The organism is Kamptonema sp. UHCC 0994 (assembly GCF_029167235.1).
Classification (GTDB): domain Bacteria; phylum Cyanobacteriota; class Cyanobacteriia; order Cyanobacteriales; family Microcoleaceae; genus Kamptonema.
This window is the reverse complement of sequence record NZ_JARFTR010000087.1, coordinates 1-15,224: the sequence shown is the minus strand read 5'-3', so window position 1 is coordinate 15,224 and position 15,224 is coordinate 1. Positions and strand designations below refer to the sequence as shown.

Here is a 15,224-nt window from a genome sequence, read left to right as displayed (position 1 = left end):
GCCGCCATCTTGGCGGTAAAGTCACCGCCAAGATGGCGGCGTTACGGATACTTTTGCGTAAGTCTTAAAAATGCCCACTCTACATTTATTATCAAATTATTAAATTATCAATCACCAGTCACCCATTACCAAAAACATGATATTATTTGTTTTGGGTTTACCTACTTAAGGCATGGCTTTTTTAGATGAAGACATTAGAAGAACTTAGCGCGATCGCACGTTCGGTAGGCTGGGGTGCAGCAGATATTTTACAATCCTATTATCGGGGCGATCCCAACACTGACGAACTGAACATTCAAGAAAAAAGTGACGGCCCAGTTACCGCCGCAGATGTTGCTGTCAACTCTTATATTCTCAACCAATTGCAAACTGTTTTAGAGAATCAAGAATTTGGCTATCTCAGCGAAGAAACTTACAAATTCCAGTTAGAAGAACACGGTCAAAATCCTTTACCTCAGCGTTGGGTTTGGATTATCGATCCCCTTGATGGTACTCGCGATTTCATTGACCGCACGGGAGAATATGCGGTACATATTGCTTTAGTTTACGATGGTAGACCAGTCTTAGCAGTTGTAGCTTGGCCAGAAGCTCAAAAACTTTATTCAGCTATTAAGGGCGGCGGCGCTTTTGTAGAAAATCGGGACGGTTTGGTTGTACGATTGTACGTATCGGAGCGGAGTGCGATCGCAGATTTATCTCTCGTAGTCAGCCGCACTCACCGCGATGACCGTTTTAATAAATTATTGCAACAATTGCCAATTCAAAATCAGCTTGCAGTTGGTAGTATTGGCTGCAAAATTGCTACCATTGTCGAACAGCGTGCCGATGTTTATATCGCCCTTTCCGGTAAATCTGCTGCCAAAGATTGGGACTTAGCCGCCCCAGAATTAATTGTCACAGAAGCAGGCGGCCAATTTACCCATTTTGACGGCACTCCTTTGCACTATAATCAGGGAGATATCAATCAATGGGGGGGGATGTTAGCTAGCAACGGTCTGTGTCATAGCGAACTCTGTCATCAAGCGAAAAAACTTTTAGCAGAGATAGATAGTCCTTAACGCTTTGCTCACAAGGTTGTGAGTCGATACCACAGACCAGACACAATTACCGTGATTTATGTCACAGAAAATACTTAGATTTGTCACGGAGTGAGACCTAGTAAAATCACTGAGAGAACAGCGGGTAGAACCGATAATTAGAAATAATTAGAATAGTTAAAAAGTTACTGTTGACTTGGAGTTCCTAGCAAACCTAGATATGAAAAACGTAACTGAAACCTCTGTAAATAATTCTTTGAACAGCGCAACTGCTACAAATGCAGCTATCCCCGATCCAGGGGAATGGGTAGAAGAACATCATTTTCTCGCCAGTTTTGTTCACACCCTCACGCATTTGAAGCACGCATTTCCTGACAGTATCTTCCACGAAGATGAAACCGATTCTTCTGAGGGTCAATTGCTGATTGACGGCAATACTAGAGATTTACTCAAAGCTAACTACACTGACGATCGCTGGCAATATTTAGAAAACTACTTGTTTGCGTGGGAAGCTTAGAATTTATCTCAGCCGTTTTGCCATGAAAATATCAGGTTTACCAAATCCGTTGGCATCAGGCATCACTCCTACGATCGCGAAACCCACTTTCTGATAAAACTCGTAAGGATGGCAGCGCAAATTGCTAATTTTAGCGATGTGCTCCCAAATATTCGGATAAAGATCGATATTTGAAAGAGTTGTCTGATTTTCTTCATCATCCGTACCTACCCAGAGAGTAATTGCGCCGCGTTTTTTCACCTCTGCTTCTAAGTCAGCAACCAGCAATCGCCCAATTCCTCGTCTGCGAAACTCCCTTTTCACTACTAAGGGATGCAGTTCCCACACATTCCCATTATATTGCTCAATCCCGCCAATCCAGCCTAAAACCGTACCGCGATCGTCAACCGCCACGCGACTGATGCGACCAACTCCTAAAGATTCTTCCACTTCTTGCAAAGCAGCATCTAGATTCGGCCAAGCATTAGACCAGATTTCTGTTAACCATTGTGCTAACTGTTGAATAATATCTGTGTCAGTAGCACGCAAATTGTTGATTTTTATATCCATCAATTCAAAATTAAACGCGATCGCACAAAACGTTTCGATACCAACCACAGCAACCCAACATCTAGCAAAATTAACGCCCCTGCCAACATAAAAAATAGTTGTCCAGCATCAACTTTCATCAAGGGTCGCAAAAATAATCCGAGCAATTGTGGTGGCAAAACAGGCAATAGTACAATTGGCAAATAAACTAACACAGTAGTAGCTAAACCTAACTGTTCATTAGCCTGTTTTACAGTAGCCGCTCGCAAAGAAAACAGCGTGTAAATGCTAGTATAGAGCGTTGTTGCTAGCATACCCAAAACTGCACCGCCAATAGCAATATTTGCTGGATAAAGCAATAGTTCTCCCTGTCCGTAAACAAAGTTAACTGCCCCCAATCCTACTAACAAAGGAATCAGCGTCATCACCCAAGCGTAGCTAACTATTGAAGCCACTTTCCCCAGAAGAATAGCTAAGTCTGACATGGGACTAGCCAGTAGAGTTTCTAAAGTATGTCGCTCTCGCTCTCCAGCAAAAGCATCTGCTGCTGGAGCTAATACTCGTAAAAGCGGCAAATAAGCCCAGAAAAATACAGAAATTGGGGATTTTACCCACAGAATACCCATTGATACAGGCAACATTATGCCAAAAACTATTACAGGCAAAATCAACGACAAAGCAATGCCGCGCCAACTACCCTGCTGAAACAGTTCCCGATATTCTTTCCAAATGACAGTTAAGATATCAGCGAGCATAAATGTTAATCCATTAAGCTTAAGAAAACTTCTTCTAAATTAGCGCTGCCTTTGCGGACTTCTTCAATTTCGACACCCGCTTTCACCAAGATTTTAACTAGACGAGGGACGCGAATTTGCTGCCGCAGAATAATTGTTAAGCGATCGCCTTCCAACTGAAATGAAGATATTTCCGGTTGAGACTCGGCCCAGTTCAATATTTTGGGAGTAAAGCCTGTACCCACAATTTCAACGCGATCGCTCCCCGCCTGCGATCGCAATTCATCGGGAGAACCGACAACCAGCAATTTTCCCTGACGAATCACGCCTACCAAACTACACAACTTTTCTGCTTCTGCCAAATTATGAGTAGTTAAAAAAACCGTCACTCCCTCCCGCGTTACCATTTCTTGCAAGTCTTCCCGCAAAACAGCAGCGGCGACTGGATCGAGTCCATCCGTTGGTTCGTCAAGAAAAATCAGCGGCGGAGAATGTAGCATTGCTCTGGCTACTGCTAATTTTTGCTTCATTCCTCGACTCCAGTTGCCAACCGTTTCATGACGGCGCTCCCACAGTCCTAGATTTTTGAGCAATTCTTCAATACGGGTGCGACGTTTAGCCGTTGGCAAGCGCCAAGCTCTAGCATAAAATTCAAGATTATCTTCAGCGTTCAACCTTTCGTAGAGTCCCGGATGTTCTAGCAGTGCTCCGACGTGCTGGCGAATTTCTTGGGCTTGCGATCGCGTATCATATCCCAATACTTCAGCACTTCCCGTTGTCGCTTCTAGCAATCCCAATAGCAGCCGAATCGTCGTAGTTTTCCCAGAACCGTTTGGCCCCAAAAACCCAAAGACTATCCCCCTCGGTACTTCCAGGGAGAGACTATCTAAGGCGCGAACTTTCCCAAAATCCCGGCTCAGATTTTCCGTGCGGATCGCTATTTCTCTCATAATTCTCTTGCTCAGCCTTTGCAAGATTCTACAACAAAATACTCTGATGGGGGAGCGGGGGAGAATGGGGGAGAGGGAGAATTTATCTTAATTTCCGGCAAAAAATTACTTGCGATCTGTCATTGCGATCGAGCTCGATCAATGACAAGTATTTAACCGGACATGACATTACCTCCCCTGCTCCCCCTCTCCCCCTCTCCCTCGCTCCCCAGTGCCTCTCAAGGAAGAAAATGTGCTTTTAGCCACAAAAGTAACAAATTGTTACTTTGTTTTTAAGGAATGAGACCGAAGTAACATTCCAGAGATATATTCAAAACCATCAAGTTCGTCACAAACACTGACCAACTGAGATAGAAAACAATTTTTTGTCTAAGTTAAAGGAGAATTCAATGCTTGACGCTTTTTCAAGAGCTGTAGTTGCAGCCGATGCTAGCACTTCCACCGTCGGTGACATTGCTGCCCTGAGAGCTTTCGTTGCTAGTGGCAACCGTCGTTTGGATGCTGTGAATGCGATCGCTAGCAACGCTAGCTGCATGGTTTCTGATGCTGTTGCCGGCATGATCTGCGAAAACCAAGGCTTGATCCAAGCTGGTGGTAATTGCTACCCCAACCGCCGCATGGCTGCTTGTCTGCGCGATGCAGAAATCATTCTGCGCTATGTCACCTATGCTTTGTTGGCTGGTGATGCTTCAGTTCTTGATGACCGTTGCTTAAATGGCTTGAAAGAAACCTACGCAGCTTTGGGCGTGCCCACCACCTCCACCGTGCGTGCCGTTCAAATCATGAAAGCTCAAGCCGCTGCTCACATTTCTGATACTCCTAGTGAAGCTCGTGCTGGTGCTAAGCTCCGCAAAATGGGAACCCCTGTAGTAGAAGATCGTTGCGCTAGCTTGGTTGCTGAATCTTCCAGCTACTTCGATCGCATTATCTCTGCACTGAGCTAGTCAATTGCTCATCCCAAATTCGCTCACACAAATTGAAACTACGATCGCAGTCAAAATCACTTTAGGAGATTGAAGAAATGAAATCAGTTCTGACTACCGCTATTGCCTCTGCTGATGCAGCAGGTCGCTTTCCTAGCACCTCCGATTTAGAGTCCGTTCAAGGTTCTATCCAACGCGCTGCTGCTCGTTTGGAAGCTGCTGAAAAACTCGGCAACAACCTCGACGCAGTTGCTAAAGAAGCTTATGATGCTTGCATCAAGAAATATGCTTACCTGAACAATGCTGGTGAAGCTAATTCGACCGATACTTTCAAAGCAAAGTGCCATCGTGATATCAAGCACTACCTGCGCTTAGTCCAATACTGCTTAGTTGTTGGCGGCACAGGCCCTCTTGATGAGTGGGGTATTGCTGGCCAACGTGAAGTTTATCGCGCTTTGGGCCTGCCTACCGCTCCCTACGTTGAAGCATTAAGCTTTGCTCGCAATCGCGGTTGCACACCTCGCGATATGTCAGCTCAGGCTTTGAGTGAGTACAATACTCTTCTTGACTACGCGATCAACTCCCTGTCCTAATTGGCGGGTTTGTAATCTCGTGACTGGGTAGTTTTTACCCAACAAGTCTAGGAACTCTTGGCTCGTTGCTTTACCAATTTTGGTGAGGTAAGGGTAAAGAATTCCTGGGCTTGTTATTTTGTTTTAGGATTAGACATAACTTACGGATCGATCGCGTAACGCCGCCCTCTGGGCGGTAAAGATACCGCCCAGAGGGCGGCGTTACAAGCTATTATACGTAAGTCCTAATTAGGCATATTCTTTCATTGTGATTGCCGACTGCTGATTTATGGATAAACGCTTTTTTAGTTTTTTTAATTTAACGGAAGACCAAGCGATCGCTATTTTAGATACGCCTCAAGATCGAATCAGTGAGGATGATTCGCGGTATATTGCGGCTTCTCATTTAGTGAATTTTCCAACGGAGAAATCAATCCAGGCTTTGATCCGGGCCGTGCAGCAAACTGACCCAGCAATGGATAACCGCATTGCGCGGCGGAAGTCGGTAGAAACTTTGGGACGACTGCAAGCGGTGCAAGCATTGCCAGTAATTCGTGCTTGTTTGAGCGATCCAGACTGCTATACGGTAGAAAATGCGGTTTGGGCGATCGGTGAAATTGGCACTCAGGATTCGGAGATTTTGGCAGAAGTTGCTCAATTGTTGGATAAACCGGGACAAACCTATCGGGTAATTATCCACACCCTGACTAAATTGCATTATGAGCCAGCCTTAGAAAGAATTCGCAGATTTGTCGATGATGCCGATCCACCTACGGCTAGTGCTGCGATCGCCGCAGTTTGTCGCCTAACCAGAGACTATTCCCAAATGGGTAAAGTTGTAGCAATGTTGCAGCACAAAAATGTGTTAGGTCGCAGGTTATCTATTCAGGATTTGATTGATGCGCGTTACTACGATGCCATTCCTAATATTGCCCGATGTCCGGTATCTTTAGTCTTTCGACTGCGGGGAATTCGGATGCTAGGAGAAGCGGGAATTGCTGCCAATGCCATTACTTTTGCTACCATTCAACCCTATTTAGAACAGACATTACGCGACGATCCACGAGATTTAGATTTAGTGCATAGTTATTCTCAACTGCCAGCTTTACCGCTACTGATCCAGCAGTTATATGAAACTGATTTTGGGCTGTGCTATCTGGCAACTAAAACAATTTTAGAACATTATTCAGAGGAAGCACCCGCCGCACTTTTTGCTACTTATGCTGAAGAGGGAAGAAATGATTATGGAGCGCATTTTCATATAATCAAATTGTTTGGTTGGTTAAAACATTCTCCCGCCTACGATTTGTTATTGGCAGGTTTGCATAACTCCCAACCCCAGTTTCAGAAATCTCGTGCTGCTGCCGCGATCGCTTTCGGAGAACTGGGAGATAAACGCGCTATTCCTGAATTGAAAGCCTGTCTGGAAACTAAAATCTGGGATTTAAAATATGCTGTATTAATTGCACTGGAAAAACTGGGCGATCTCAGTGGTTATGAAATTGCTGCTGCTGACCAAGATTGGTTAGTTCAATCTAAAGCAAAAGCTCATAATTCTGTAGTGTCACCGCTTTCTTAATTAGGTACGTAGTTGGGCTTTAGCCCTCTTTCATATTATCCAAAGAGGGCTAAAGCCCAACTACGTACCTAAAATTTAACCACGCTGTTGGTTAAGTGAATTCTTCTTCCTTCTTCCCTCTTCCCTAGCCCCTAGCCCCTAGTCCCTAGCCCCTAGCTATACTTACATAAAACCACAAAAACTATGACAACAGATGCTTTGTTTGAACAACTGAAACACCCCAATCCCCATCTACGAGAACGGGCGATGTTTGAAATTGCTGATACCCGCGATCAAAATACAATTCCTCGATTGGTAAGCATTTTAGATGAAGAGGATGTTACCTATCGTCGGGCGGCGGTAAAAGCCTTGGGCGCGATCGGTGAAGATGCCGTGCCATCAGTCGTTGATGCTTTGTTAAATAGTGATAATGTGACAGTGCGAGGAAGTGCTGCGAAGGTATTAGCACAAATTGCGATTAATTATCCAGAATTGCCTTTTCCTGAATCGGGTTTGCAGGGATTAAAAAAGGCAATTAATGACTCAAATCCTGTAGTTCATATTGCTGCGGTGATGGCATTAGGCCAAATGGGTTCTTCTGCTTTTGAGATTTTGGTGGAGTCGTTAAAGACAACAGATAATGTCGCCGTACAGGTGGCGATCGTTAATGCTTTGGCTTCTGTTGGCGATCCTCGTTGTATTGAAGTGCTGACCACATTTGCAAATGATGAATCGGTGGATTCTTATGTGCGAGAATCAGCTACGAGTTCTTTATCTCGGTTGGATTTGGTAATGAATTATAAGCGATCGGAATAGTTCTATTTTATCATTTATTGTTTAGGTTTTAGTTGACTTTAACAAAATGGATGTTTAAGTCTGGCCGCTTGTTAGAGGCGATCGCTCAAATGGCTGAGCTATTGAAATCTGACCCCTGGGCCGGACGGATGTCGCCACGTCAGGATATGGAGATTAACATTAAACTTGTTACCATAGCAATCGAGAAGTGGAAATGGTGATTGTTGCTCTATGTGGGATAGCGATCGCCCGCAGTCCTAAGAATGCGACTAATCAGCCATACACTTCGATCTATCCACAACTCGCCAAGCAATCGATTGGGCAGCAACCGCAGGTGCAGCTTGCTGCTAACAAAACTTTTATTACCTAAAAATATTTATGAAAATTAAAGTCAAAAATCTTGGTGTTTTAAAGCAAGCCGAATTCACCCTTGGCGATCTCACAATTATTTGTGGCGGCAACAATACTGGTAAAACCTACGCTACTTATGCACTGTTTGGCTTTTTGTTTACTTGGCAACGGATATTTTTGATCGAAATCAAAGACAATAAAATTCAGCAACTCCTTACTGACGGAGTAATTCGTCTTGATCTACAAGAATATGTCAAGCAGGTTAAGCAGATTGTTGATATAGCTTGTCATGCTTATACACAGCGATTGCCTCAGATTTTTGCAGCACCGGCTGAACGTTTTAAAAACACAGACTTTCAGGTAAGTATAGACATAAAAAATATTAGTTTTGGAGGCAGATTTGAGCGAACAATAGGATCGGCTAATGCCGAAATATTTTCATTGATCAAAAGTGAAGACAGTACAGAATTAGTTGTCACCCTGCTAGTTGAGAAAGAAAAGGTAAAAATTCCCAACGAGATACTTAGATCCACCATTGCTGATGCACTAAAAGACATTATTTTTGCTGAAATTATTCCTCGTCCTTTTATCGCTAGTGCAGAACGAACTGGTACAGCTATTTTTCGCAAAGAGTTAAATTTTGCCCGTAATCGCTTGCTTGACGAAATGGGTCAAGCCAACAATAATATTAATCCAATGAAGCTTTTCTTAAAGGTTTATCAGAATTATGCTCTGCCGATCGAGACGAATGTAGATTTTACCAGACAACTTGAAACCCTGGTTAAAACAACCAGTTTCATTGCTGACAACCATCCCGATGTATTGGCAGATTTTGCTGACATCATCGGTGGTGAGTATACAGTCAACCGAAACGATCAGCTTTATTATGTGCCGCATGGTAAACGGGTTAAGCTTTCTATGGATCAAAGTTCTAGTGCTGTGCGTTCTTTATTAGATATCGGTTTTTACCTGAAACATGAGGCTCAGATGGGCGATTTATTGATGGTAGATGAACCAGAACTGAATCTACATCCTGAAAATCAGCGCCGCGTCGCACGGCTATTTGCCAGACTGGTAAATCTAGGTATTAAAGTGTTTATAACTACCCATAGCGATTACATTATTAAAGAACTGAATACTTTAATTATGCTTAACCACGATAAACCTCATCTGAAGCGAATTGCTGAAGAAGAAGGTTATCGGAAAGAAGAACTGATATCGTCTGAAAAAATTAAAGTTTATATTGCGGAAGAGGCCTTAATCGTTTTAGAAGGGAAGACAAGAAAAACTAAATGTCAAACCCTGACACCAGCAGATATTGATCCTGAAATGGGTATTGAGGCACGCAGTTTTGATACAACTATTGAGACTATGAACCGGATTCAGGAAGCGATTGTCTGGGGTAAGGAGTAATGTCTGATATTGCTATTCTCAAAGAGATGATTCAGGAAACTGCTAAAGTTCCATTGATGGAAGATAGCTACGGTAAAAAAAAAGTCACACTCAAAGAGCCTGATGGTAACTATTCTGTAACGATTAATGGAATGCCTGATGATGAGCAAGTTATTGTTATTAAGGCAGATGCTTTTACATCGCCTGAAGCGATATTTTGTGGTTCAAAAGGTGAATGCAAACGTGCAGATTTTGTCATCATTGCTGATACTGGTAAGAAAAAAGTTATTCTCTGTATTGAGATGAAAGCAAAAGCTACAACAAGCCCAGAATGGAAAATTATTCAGCAACTTAAAGGTACACAGTGTTTTGTCGCGTATTGTCAGAAAATTGGCAAAGAATTTTGGTCTGCAAAGCAATTCCTTGATGCTTATGTCTATCGATTTGTCACTATTAGAAATATCAATATTCATAAGAAACCAACACGGGAGGCAATAAATGATGAGCATGACCGTCCAGAAAAAATGCTAAAAATTAGTTCCCCACATCACATTCAATTCAATTTTTTGATTGGAAAAATATAATGGCGTTGTAAAAGTCAAAATCAGTGTTTATGGACTTATATCAAACTTTCCAAACAACCTCTAATCCTTTACCCCTTTCTCCTTTCAACCTTAAAAACATCCTCAATACTTTTCCCCCCAGTTTTCTCCTCCCACTCCATCGCCACCAAAAAACTCTCAGCAGACTGAGTTTCCACCACATCAACTCCCCATTGTCCCGGTTGCAACGCATCAGCATCGCTACTCAATGGCGGAGTCTTCTTCAATCCCGCTAAAATCAAAATATCAGGAAAAGAATCATCAGTTTTCCCCTGACTCATCCGCTTATCCACCAAAGATTGAGCACAAAATTCTCCCACTTGCGGCGGCGAAAAAATATCAGTAGAAAATAAAATTTCCACCATCCAATGAGCATGATTTAATTGACGACAGTTAATCTCAGGATATTGACTTAAACCATCAGTAAATACCAGAGTAAATTCTTCCCGACTTAAGGTTGGAAAAACACCCTCTGGCATATCAAAATTATGAGAAAGCAACATCCGCCCCGTTCCAGATTCAGTCATATTTTTAGTTACTTAATTTGAGAAATTGCTAACTTAATTACCCCTTGAATCGCCGCTTCTGACTCCTTTGCCAATGCAGCTTGTAGCGGTTCAATCGCAGCGCGATCGCCTACCTTCATCAACGACAAAGCCGCCGCCCTGCGAGTTTCCCCATCGCCACTATCCAGCAACTCAATTAGATTCGGAATTGCCGGTTTATAAGCCAGATTTCCTAAAGCCGCCGCCGCCTCACAACGCACATCAACATCAACATCAGTCAGAGACTTAACTAAAATCTCGAATAATTCATCCTTGGGTTCTTCCTGGGCCACCTTCGCGATCGCACCCACCACCGCCCCACGCACCACAGGCGAATCAGACGCGATCGCCTGATACAAATACTCCTTCGCCTGCGCCCCAATAAACGCCAACGCCCAAGCCGCATGACCGATCGTACTCTCCGGCAAATCCGTTGATGCTAAAATATCCAATAAGGACTTTACAGACGGTTCCCCAATTCTCGCCAAAGCCCCCACAGATGAACCCTTAACAACAGTATCCTCATCATTTAAAAGAGAGTGAATTAAATTAGGAACAGCAATTGGATCGGCAATCAAAGTTATAGTTTTAGCCGCCGCCCGCCTAACTACTACATTAGCATGATTAGCCAAAGCATCCAACAAAAAAGGAGTCGCCGCTTCCCCAATTTCCGCCAAAGTTTCCGCACAACGCAGTCGAGTCATCCCCCGCGTATCGCCCAAAGATTCAACTAGAAGCTGCAAAGTTTCCGAATCATTAACATCGAAAGTATCTAAGTCTATTTGTTCTGTCACCTTTCGCAGTAAAGCATCTGTTTCAGCTTGAGCCAATAAAATTGGATCTATCTCAGTTGAAGCATTAGAATCAACCATAATCATCACCTAATTATTAGTAGTTAGCGCCGCCAATTGAGCGCGTAGAGTCTCAAGCCCAGCATCAATTTTAGCAAGTTCCGGCTCAATTTTAGCCATCGCCGCCTTCTGAGGTAACTTTGCCTTTTGAGCCGCCGTCATCGTCTCATTAACCAAACGTTCGCGATATTGCTCAAATTCAGCAATCACTTCCGCCAATTCTTCAACATTAGTCTCTGTTGAATTTTCGACATTTTCATCATTATTATATGGGTTCAATTCTTCGTTTTCAGACATGATTTTGATAGTTTAATAATTAGTCCGCGTAGGCGGACTTTGTGTGTGTAGCCGCGATTTCAATCGCCGGGATATTTGGGACTTTGTGTGTTTAACCGCGATTTCAATCGCCGGAATATTTGGACTTTGTGTGTTTAACTGCGATTTCAATCGCCGGGATATTTATAATTTAAGGTGACAGCACACCCACCCCAGAAAACCTCAAACGATTGTGTTCCAACATCTCTTCTAAAACAGAGTCAGAAACACAACGACGCTCAGAACAGTATGCCATTTGTTTAACCCCATTGATCATCTGCACAGTCATCACCCGTACCCGAAAATGATCGTTAATAAACCAACAGCGTTCCTGTCCTTGATTTGTCTCATATTCCGTCTCAATAGTCAACACCCCATCATCCGCAAAATGGTAAACGCCAATCACCGGAATCCCTTCAACGTAGCCGCGATTTCGCAAAAACTTACCCGTTCTCGGATTACTAGGATTAGGCACATCTACAAGAATAGCAGCATAGTTTTGGTTCGGGACTGCATCATCTAAATTATCCTGCCACATAAAACTGCATCCCCCACGAACTAAAGCGGGATCGACATTCTGCTGTTGACAAACATCTAAAATTCTGGGATCATCTATTGACAAAACGTCAACAATTACATTCGATTCTCCCGATTCATCCGCCGCCGCAGCATCAAAATTATGGACTGTTCGCTGAGTAAACCAAACGCCCTCACTCTTACGAAAGAAATCCATCATAGTCATCGGTGGTGTTAATAGCATTTCTGTGTCAACTTAGCGAGAGAAATCAGAGGAATTGAGACAAATCTCATTGAAAAAGAAAGATTAAGGCTTTAAACTGAGCTTAGCCAAACTCGGAATCAGATCGGATTTCGGTTAAGAAAAATAAACAAAAGTCAGTCTGGAATCCATCAAATTCTAGGATAAATGATATGGTACAACTTTGAGCAACTAGATTAATAAATTTTCAGAAAAACATAATGTCACCTCGTCAACACTCATCTTTCCTCTCCGAAACCCTGCCTGTAACAGAAATCTTAGCAGTCATTCAGCAAGGAAAAAGTCTAGCTCAAACCAATCTCCAGGGAATCAACCTCAGCCAGATGGATTTATCCGGTATTGATTTCAGTGGAGCCAACTTGATTGGCGCAAACCTCAGCAAAACTAATTTCCAGGGTGCGAATCTCAAGGGAGTTGATTTACGCAGAGCAAATCTCAGAGATGCCAATTTGAGTGGAGCCGATTTACAAGAAAGCTATCTTTTTCGCGCAGATTTACAAGGTTGTAATTTAGTTAATGCTAACCTAAAAGAAGCTAAATTAAAATTAGCTCAATATGATACTCATACCCTTTGGCCCGAAGGATTTAACTACAAAAATTCGGAAGCTATTGGCCCCCAAGCCAATCTCAGTGGAGCTTTTCTGAATACAGCTTACCTTAGAGGAGCCGATTTACACGGCTGTAATCTGCGAGGTGCTTATCTCAGTGGAGCCGATTTAACTGGAGCAAATTTAGAGGGAGCCGCATTAAGCGGCGCTAGTCTTCAGAATGCCTTTCTTACAGGTGCTTATTTACGGAATGCGATGTTAATTGGAGTTGAATTACAAGGAGCGGATTTACGAGGAGCAGATTTAACTGGGGCAAATTTAGAGCAGTTAAAAAGTATTGCTGGCGCTGATTTTACCCTAGCACAAGGATTAACCCAAGAGATGAAAGCCATGCTTTGTAGTCGCAATCCCAAAGAGTTAGGAACTTGGAATGCTTTTACTCGTAATAATACGGCTCAGAGTCTTGGCTATCAGCTAGGATAAATTTACACTGATTGTTGAACTGAGGGAATTTGGCGTTCCAAATCAAACAGAAAACCGTGAATATATTCCTCTGTCCACTCCTCACCATAGAACCGCGTAAACATTCCCCTAGCCGGATCTTTTTCAGCCCGATAATTGATATAATTGCGTTGAGCCTGAAGAATCTCCGACAACCTTTCACTATTAGTTATAGGTTGCGCTTGCTCAACTAAATTGAGATAAGCTTGAAGATAATCTTTAAAAGCTTCAAAGACATGAGTTTGGACGGCTTCTGTTTCCTTGGGACGAGTCCAAAGAAAGGCAGGTGAAAAGAAAGGTTTTGCTTCTTCGGGAAAATCTCCTCCCCAAGGTAACTCTTTTTGATATTTGTTAAAAATCGGTAAAATCGGCTCTGAGTATTGCTTCTGATAAGCCTCATCGTGAAACAGAGGCTGCATATCTAAAGCAATTAAATGTCCCCCCGGCAAAGTTACTAAATCTGCCCCAAAAAAGGGCAAGTCATAATTTAACTGGGGGAAAATCACAAAATTGAGAACTTGGAGAGCATCACCACCTTGAACGTGAGCAGCCCGAATTTGCCGTAATTTTGAAGACTTAAAAGCATGACTGGTAGTGACAACCAACTGCTCTTTTTTCCCCTTCCCAGTTATAGCTTCTTTCTGTTCAAAACCTGCGGGAATCGGATAAGGAGCCAAGTCAAGTCGTTCAGTTAGCAGTGGGATGGCGTAATCTAAGAAAGGCTGATAAAGAGTCATTTTTAACTTATCTTACTCCCGCTGGAACTGCTAAGGGAACAGCATCTTCAAACAGAAACTCGTACAAAAATCGCTCTGACCATTCATGCCCAAAATAGCTACCGAATAGCCCTGATGCTGGGTCACGTTCCGCACTATACTGATCGTAATCTTTCTGCGCTTTTACAATCCGTTGTATTTCTTCAGGCGTAGTAAGCGGAGAGGCTTGCTCTAGCATTTGCCAATACAATTGGACGTATTCTTGATAAGCTGGAAATAAACGAGTTACAACCGTTTCTGCGTCAGTTTTAGCAAATAGTAAGTTTTTGGAAAAATACTGATTCGCATCGTAAAACTTCATTTCTAAGTCTTGCGTCAAATCCTTGTATTTATCCCTAATTGCGCTCATTGGTTCGATATACTTATCTATGTAAGCGCGATCGCGGAATAAAGGCTGAAAATCTAAGACTACCAAGATTTTCTTTTGTCCAAAGGCTAAAAAATCAATTCCTAGTAAAGGCAGATCGTAATTATAGTTTGGATAAATGACACTGTTGAAAATTTGTGCCGTTTCTCCAGCATCAATGTAGGTGTAGCGAATTTTTCGCAATTCGGGACATTGATAACACCAACTTTGAATCGTGGCGGGATTTTTACCTCTTTCACTCACCACCGATTCCAACCCAGAGGGAATGGGACGACTCTGTAGAGCAAAACGTCCAAACAGTTCTTTTTCTAAGAATTCCTGAAACGGCTTAAACATAGATTAAAATCTAGCTCCTTCAATCTTTCCCTCAAAACACGATCGTAGGGGTTGCCTTAAATCTTGTCTCTGTTTATGATGAACAAAGTAATATTTCGTTACGAAAACCTGTTTTGCGGTAAGCATTCTCCAAGAAAAACTTTATACCAACCCTCATTTAACCTTCTTAATTGCAATAAATCTTAACAAAGATTCTCATAATTTTAGTCTATCCTAGTAAAACTTTGTAACGCCGCCGTATCGGCGGT

20 protein-coding genes are annotated in these 15,224 nt (G+C 42.8%); 11 read left to right on the top strand and 9 right to left on the bottom strand.

Annotation, left to right across the window (positions count from 1 at the left end; genetic code table 11):
• The first annotated feature begins 185 nt into the window (after positions 1-185).
• Both PY364_RS09065 and PY364_RS09060 read left to right on the top strand, forming a co-directional pair.
• Positions 186-1,058, top strand: coding sequence for a 3'(2'),5'-bisphosphate nucleotidase CysQ (locus PY364_RS09065; RefSeq protein WP_275521950.1), 873 nt, complete (start codon positions 186-188; stop codon positions 1,056-1,058).
• Positions 1,059-1,257: 199 nt separating this feature from the next.
• The gene (locus PY364_RS09060) at positions 1,258-1,554 is read left to right on the top strand and encodes a hypothetical protein (RefSeq protein WP_275521949.1); all 297 of its coding nucleotides are present in this window, start codon (positions 1,258-1,260) and stop codon (positions 1,552-1,554) included.
• Positions 1,555-1,557: 3 nt separating this feature from the next.
• Here PY364_RS09060 and PY364_RS09055 read toward each other — a convergent pair whose 3' ends face one another.
• Genes PY364_RS09055 through PY364_RS09045 form a run of 3 tightly spaced genes read right to left on the bottom strand, consistent with a single transcriptional unit; the run spans position 1,558 to position 3,766 of the window.
• The gene (locus PY364_RS09055) at positions 1,558-2,103 is read right to left on the bottom strand and encodes a GNAT family N-acetyltransferase (RefSeq protein WP_275521947.1); all 546 of its coding nucleotides are present in this window, start codon (positions 2,101-2,103) and stop codon (positions 1,558-1,560) included.
• A complete protein-coding gene (locus PY364_RS09050) occupies positions 2,103-2,837 on the bottom strand; it encodes an ABC transporter permease subunit (protein ID WP_275521946.1) in 735 nt (244 codons plus the stop codon). The genes PY364_RS09055 and PY364_RS09050 overlap by 1 nt, the downstream gene beginning before the upstream one ends.
• Before the next feature lie 5 nt (positions 2,838-2,842).
• Positions 2,843-3,766, bottom strand: coding sequence for an ABC transporter ATP-binding protein (locus PY364_RS09045; RefSeq protein ID WP_275521945.1), 924 nt, complete (start codon positions 3,764-3,766; stop codon positions 2,843-2,845).
• Positions 3,767-4,155: 389 nt separating this feature from the next.
• On the opposite strand from PY364_RS09045, the gene cpeB reads away from it, so the two are divergent.
• The 8 genes from cpeB (at position 4,156) to PY364_RS09005 (ending at position 9,941) form a co-directional block, all read left to right on the top strand.
• Complete coding sequence (gene cpeB, locus PY364_RS09040) at positions 4,156-4,710, top strand: C-phycoerythrin subunit beta (protein ID WP_275521944.1); 555 nt, start codon at positions 4,156-4,158, stop codon at positions 4,708-4,710.
• Between the two features lie 77 nt (positions 4,711-4,787).
• On the top strand, positions 4,788-5,282 hold the full coding sequence (locus tag PY364_RS09035) for a bleomycin hydrolase (protein WP_275521942.1): 495 nt from the start codon (positions 4,788-4,790) through the stop codon (positions 5,280-5,282).
• A gap of 268 nt (positions 5,283-5,550) precedes the next feature.
• On the top strand, positions 5,551-6,840 hold the full coding sequence (locus PY364_RS09030; RefSeq protein WP_275521941.1) for a HEAT repeat domain-containing protein: 1,290 nt from the start codon (positions 5,551-5,553) through the stop codon (positions 6,838-6,840).
• A 183-nt stretch (positions 6,841-7,023) separates the two neighbouring features.
• Positions 7,024-7,635, top strand: a complete 612-nt coding sequence (locus tag PY364_RS09025; protein WP_275521940.1) for a HEAT repeat domain-containing protein — start codon at positions 7,024-7,026, stop codon at positions 7,633-7,635.
• Positions 7,636-7,685: 50 nt separating this feature from the next.
• On the top strand, positions 7,686-7,835 hold the full coding sequence (locus PY364_RS09020; protein ID WP_275521939.1) for a hypothetical protein: 150 nt from the start codon (positions 7,686-7,688) through the stop codon (positions 7,833-7,835).
• The gene (locus tag PY364_RS09015) at positions 7,829-7,984 is read left to right on the top strand and encodes a hypothetical protein (protein ID WP_275521937.1); all 156 of its coding nucleotides are present in this window, start codon (positions 7,829-7,831) and stop codon (positions 7,982-7,984) included. Before PY364_RS09020 ends, PY364_RS09015 begins: the two co-directional genes overlap by 7 nt.
• An 8-nt stretch (positions 7,985-7,992) precedes the next feature.
• Positions 7,993-9,378, top strand: a complete 1,386-nt coding sequence (locus PY364_RS09010) for an ATP-binding protein (RefSeq protein WP_275521936.1) — start codon at positions 7,993-7,995, stop codon at positions 9,376-9,378.
• A complete protein-coding gene (locus tag PY364_RS09005) occupies positions 9,378-9,941 on the top strand; it encodes a hypothetical protein (RefSeq protein WP_275521935.1) in 564 nt (187 codons plus the stop codon). Before PY364_RS09010 ends, PY364_RS09005 begins: the two co-directional genes overlap by 1 nt.
• A 68-nt stretch (positions 9,942-10,009) precedes the next feature.
• Here PY364_RS09005 and PY364_RS09000 read toward each other — a convergent pair whose 3' ends face one another.
• The 4 genes from PY364_RS09000 to PY364_RS08985 form a co-directional block, all read right to left on the bottom strand.
• Positions 10,010-10,486 (bottom strand): DUF2656 domain-containing protein, encoded by a 477-nt coding sequence (locus PY364_RS09000; RefSeq protein ID WP_275521933.1) that lies wholly within the window; start codon positions 10,484-10,486, stop codon positions 10,010-10,012.
• Positions 10,487-10,494: 8 nt separating this feature from the next.
• On the bottom strand, positions 10,495-11,376 hold the full coding sequence (locus tag PY364_RS08995) for a HEAT repeat domain-containing protein (RefSeq protein WP_275521931.1): 882 nt from the start codon (positions 11,374-11,376) through the stop codon (positions 10,495-10,497).
• A 9-nt stretch (positions 11,377-11,385) separates the two neighbouring features.
• A complete protein-coding gene (locus PY364_RS08990) occupies positions 11,386-11,652 on the bottom strand; it encodes a hypothetical protein (protein ID WP_275521929.1) in 267 nt (88 codons plus the stop codon).
• 169 nt (positions 11,653-11,821) lie between these two features.
• Positions 11,822-12,430: a phycobiliprotein lyase gene (locus tag PY364_RS08985; protein WP_275521928.1), complete on the bottom strand. Its 609-nt coding sequence runs from the start codon at positions 12,428-12,430 to the stop codon at positions 11,822-11,824.
• 218 nt (positions 12,431-12,648) lie between these two features.
• Here PY364_RS08985 and PY364_RS08980 point away from each other — a divergent pair, with 218 nt between their 5' ends.
• Positions 12,649-13,479 carry a pentapeptide repeat-containing protein gene (locus PY364_RS08980; RefSeq protein ID WP_275521926.1) on the top strand — a complete coding sequence of 277 codons (831 nt, stop codon included), beginning with the start codon at positions 12,649-12,651 and terminating at the stop codon, positions 13,477-13,479.
• Positions 13,480-13,481: 2 nt separating this feature from the next.
• On the opposite strand, the gene PY364_RS08975 is transcribed toward PY364_RS08980, so the two are convergent.
• Positions 13,482-14,234 (bottom strand): phycoerythrobilin:ferredoxin oxidoreductase, encoded by a 753-nt coding sequence (locus tag PY364_RS08975; RefSeq protein ID WP_275521924.1) that lies wholly within the window; start codon positions 14,232-14,234, stop codon positions 13,482-13,484.
• A 7-nt stretch (positions 14,235-14,241) separates the two neighbouring features.
• Complete coding sequence (locus PY364_RS08970) at positions 14,242-14,976, bottom strand: 15,16-dihydrobiliverdin:ferredoxin oxidoreductase (protein ID WP_275521922.1); 735 nt, start codon at positions 14,974-14,976, stop codon at positions 14,242-14,244.
• Between the last annotated feature and the right edge of the window lie 248 nt (positions 14,977-15,224).

Excerpts from the sequence above, each read along its gene's own strand:
- PY364_RS09000 (WP_275521933.1), bottom strand. The coding sequence starts at position 10,486 with ATGACTGAATCTGGAACGGGGCGGATGTTGCTTTCTCATAATTTTGAT.
- PY364_RS09045 (WP_275521945.1), bottom strand. The coding sequence starts at position 3,766 with ATGAGAGAAATAGCGATCCGCACGGAAAATCTGAGCCGGGATTTTGGG.
- PY364_RS09050 (WP_275521946.1), bottom strand. The coding sequence starts at position 2,837 with ATGCTCGCTGATATCTTAACTGTCATTTGGAAAGAATATCGGGAACTG.
- PY364_RS09010 (WP_275521936.1), top strand. The coding sequence starts at position 7,993 with ATGAAAATTAAAGTCAAAAATCTTGGTGTTTTAAAGCAAGCCGAATTC.
- PY364_RS08970 (WP_275521922.1), bottom strand. The coding sequence starts at position 14,976 with ATGTTTAAGCCGTTTCAGGAATTCTTAGAAAAAGAACTGTTTGGACGT.
- PY364_RS09020 (WP_275521939.1), top strand. The coding sequence starts at position 7,686 with ATGTTTAAGTCTGGCCGCTTGTTAGAGGCGATCGCTCAAATGGCTGAG.
- PY364_RS08985 (WP_275521928.1), bottom strand. The coding sequence starts at position 12,430 with ATGCTATTAACACCACCGATGACTATGATGGATTTCTTTCGTAAGAGT.
- PY364_RS08975 (WP_275521924.1), bottom strand. The coding sequence starts at position 14,234 with ATGACTCTTTATCAGCCTTTCTTAGATTACGCCATCCCACTGCTAACT.
- PY364_RS09005 (WP_275521935.1), top strand. The coding sequence starts at position 9,378 with ATGTCTGATATTGCTATTCTCAAAGAGATGATTCAGGAAACTGCTAAA.
- PY364_RS09035 (WP_275521942.1), top strand. The coding sequence starts at position 4,788 with ATGAAATCAGTTCTGACTACCGCTATTGCCTCTGCTGATGCAGCAGGT.
- PY364_RS09055 (WP_275521947.1), bottom strand. The coding sequence starts at position 2,103 with ATGGATATAAAAATCAACAATTTGCGTGCTACTGACACAGATATTATT.
- PY364_RS09025 (WP_275521940.1), top strand. The coding sequence starts at position 7,024 with ATGACAACAGATGCTTTGTTTGAACAACTGAAACACCCCAATCCCCAT.
- PY364_RS08980 (WP_275521926.1), top strand. The coding sequence starts at position 12,649 with ATGTCACCTCGTCAACACTCATCTTTCCTCTCCGAAACCCTGCCTGTA.
- PY364_RS08995 (WP_275521931.1), bottom strand. The coding sequence starts at position 11,376 with ATGGTTGATTCTAATGCTTCAACTGAGATAGATCCAATTTTATTGGCT.
- PY364_RS08990 (WP_275521929.1), bottom strand. The coding sequence starts at position 11,652 with ATGTCTGAAAACGAAGAATTGAACCCATATAATAATGATGAAAATGTC.
- PY364_RS09015 (WP_275521937.1), top strand. The coding sequence starts at position 7,829 with ATGGTGATTGTTGCTCTATGTGGGATAGCGATCGCCCGCAGTCCTAAG.
- PY364_RS09065 (WP_275521950.1), top strand. The coding sequence starts at position 186 with ATGAAGACATTAGAAGAACTTAGCGCGATCGCACGTTCGGTAGGCTGG.
- PY364_RS09060 (WP_275521949.1), top strand. The coding sequence starts at position 1,258 with ATGAAAAACGTAACTGAAACCTCTGTAAATAATTCTTTGAACAGCGCA.
- cpeB (WP_275521944.1), top strand. The coding sequence starts at position 4,156 with ATGCTTGACGCTTTTTCAAGAGCTGTAGTTGCAGCCGATGCTAGCACT.
- PY364_RS09030 (WP_275521941.1), top strand. The coding sequence starts at position 5,551 with ATGGATAAACGCTTTTTTAGTTTTTTTAATTTAACGGAAGACCAAGCG.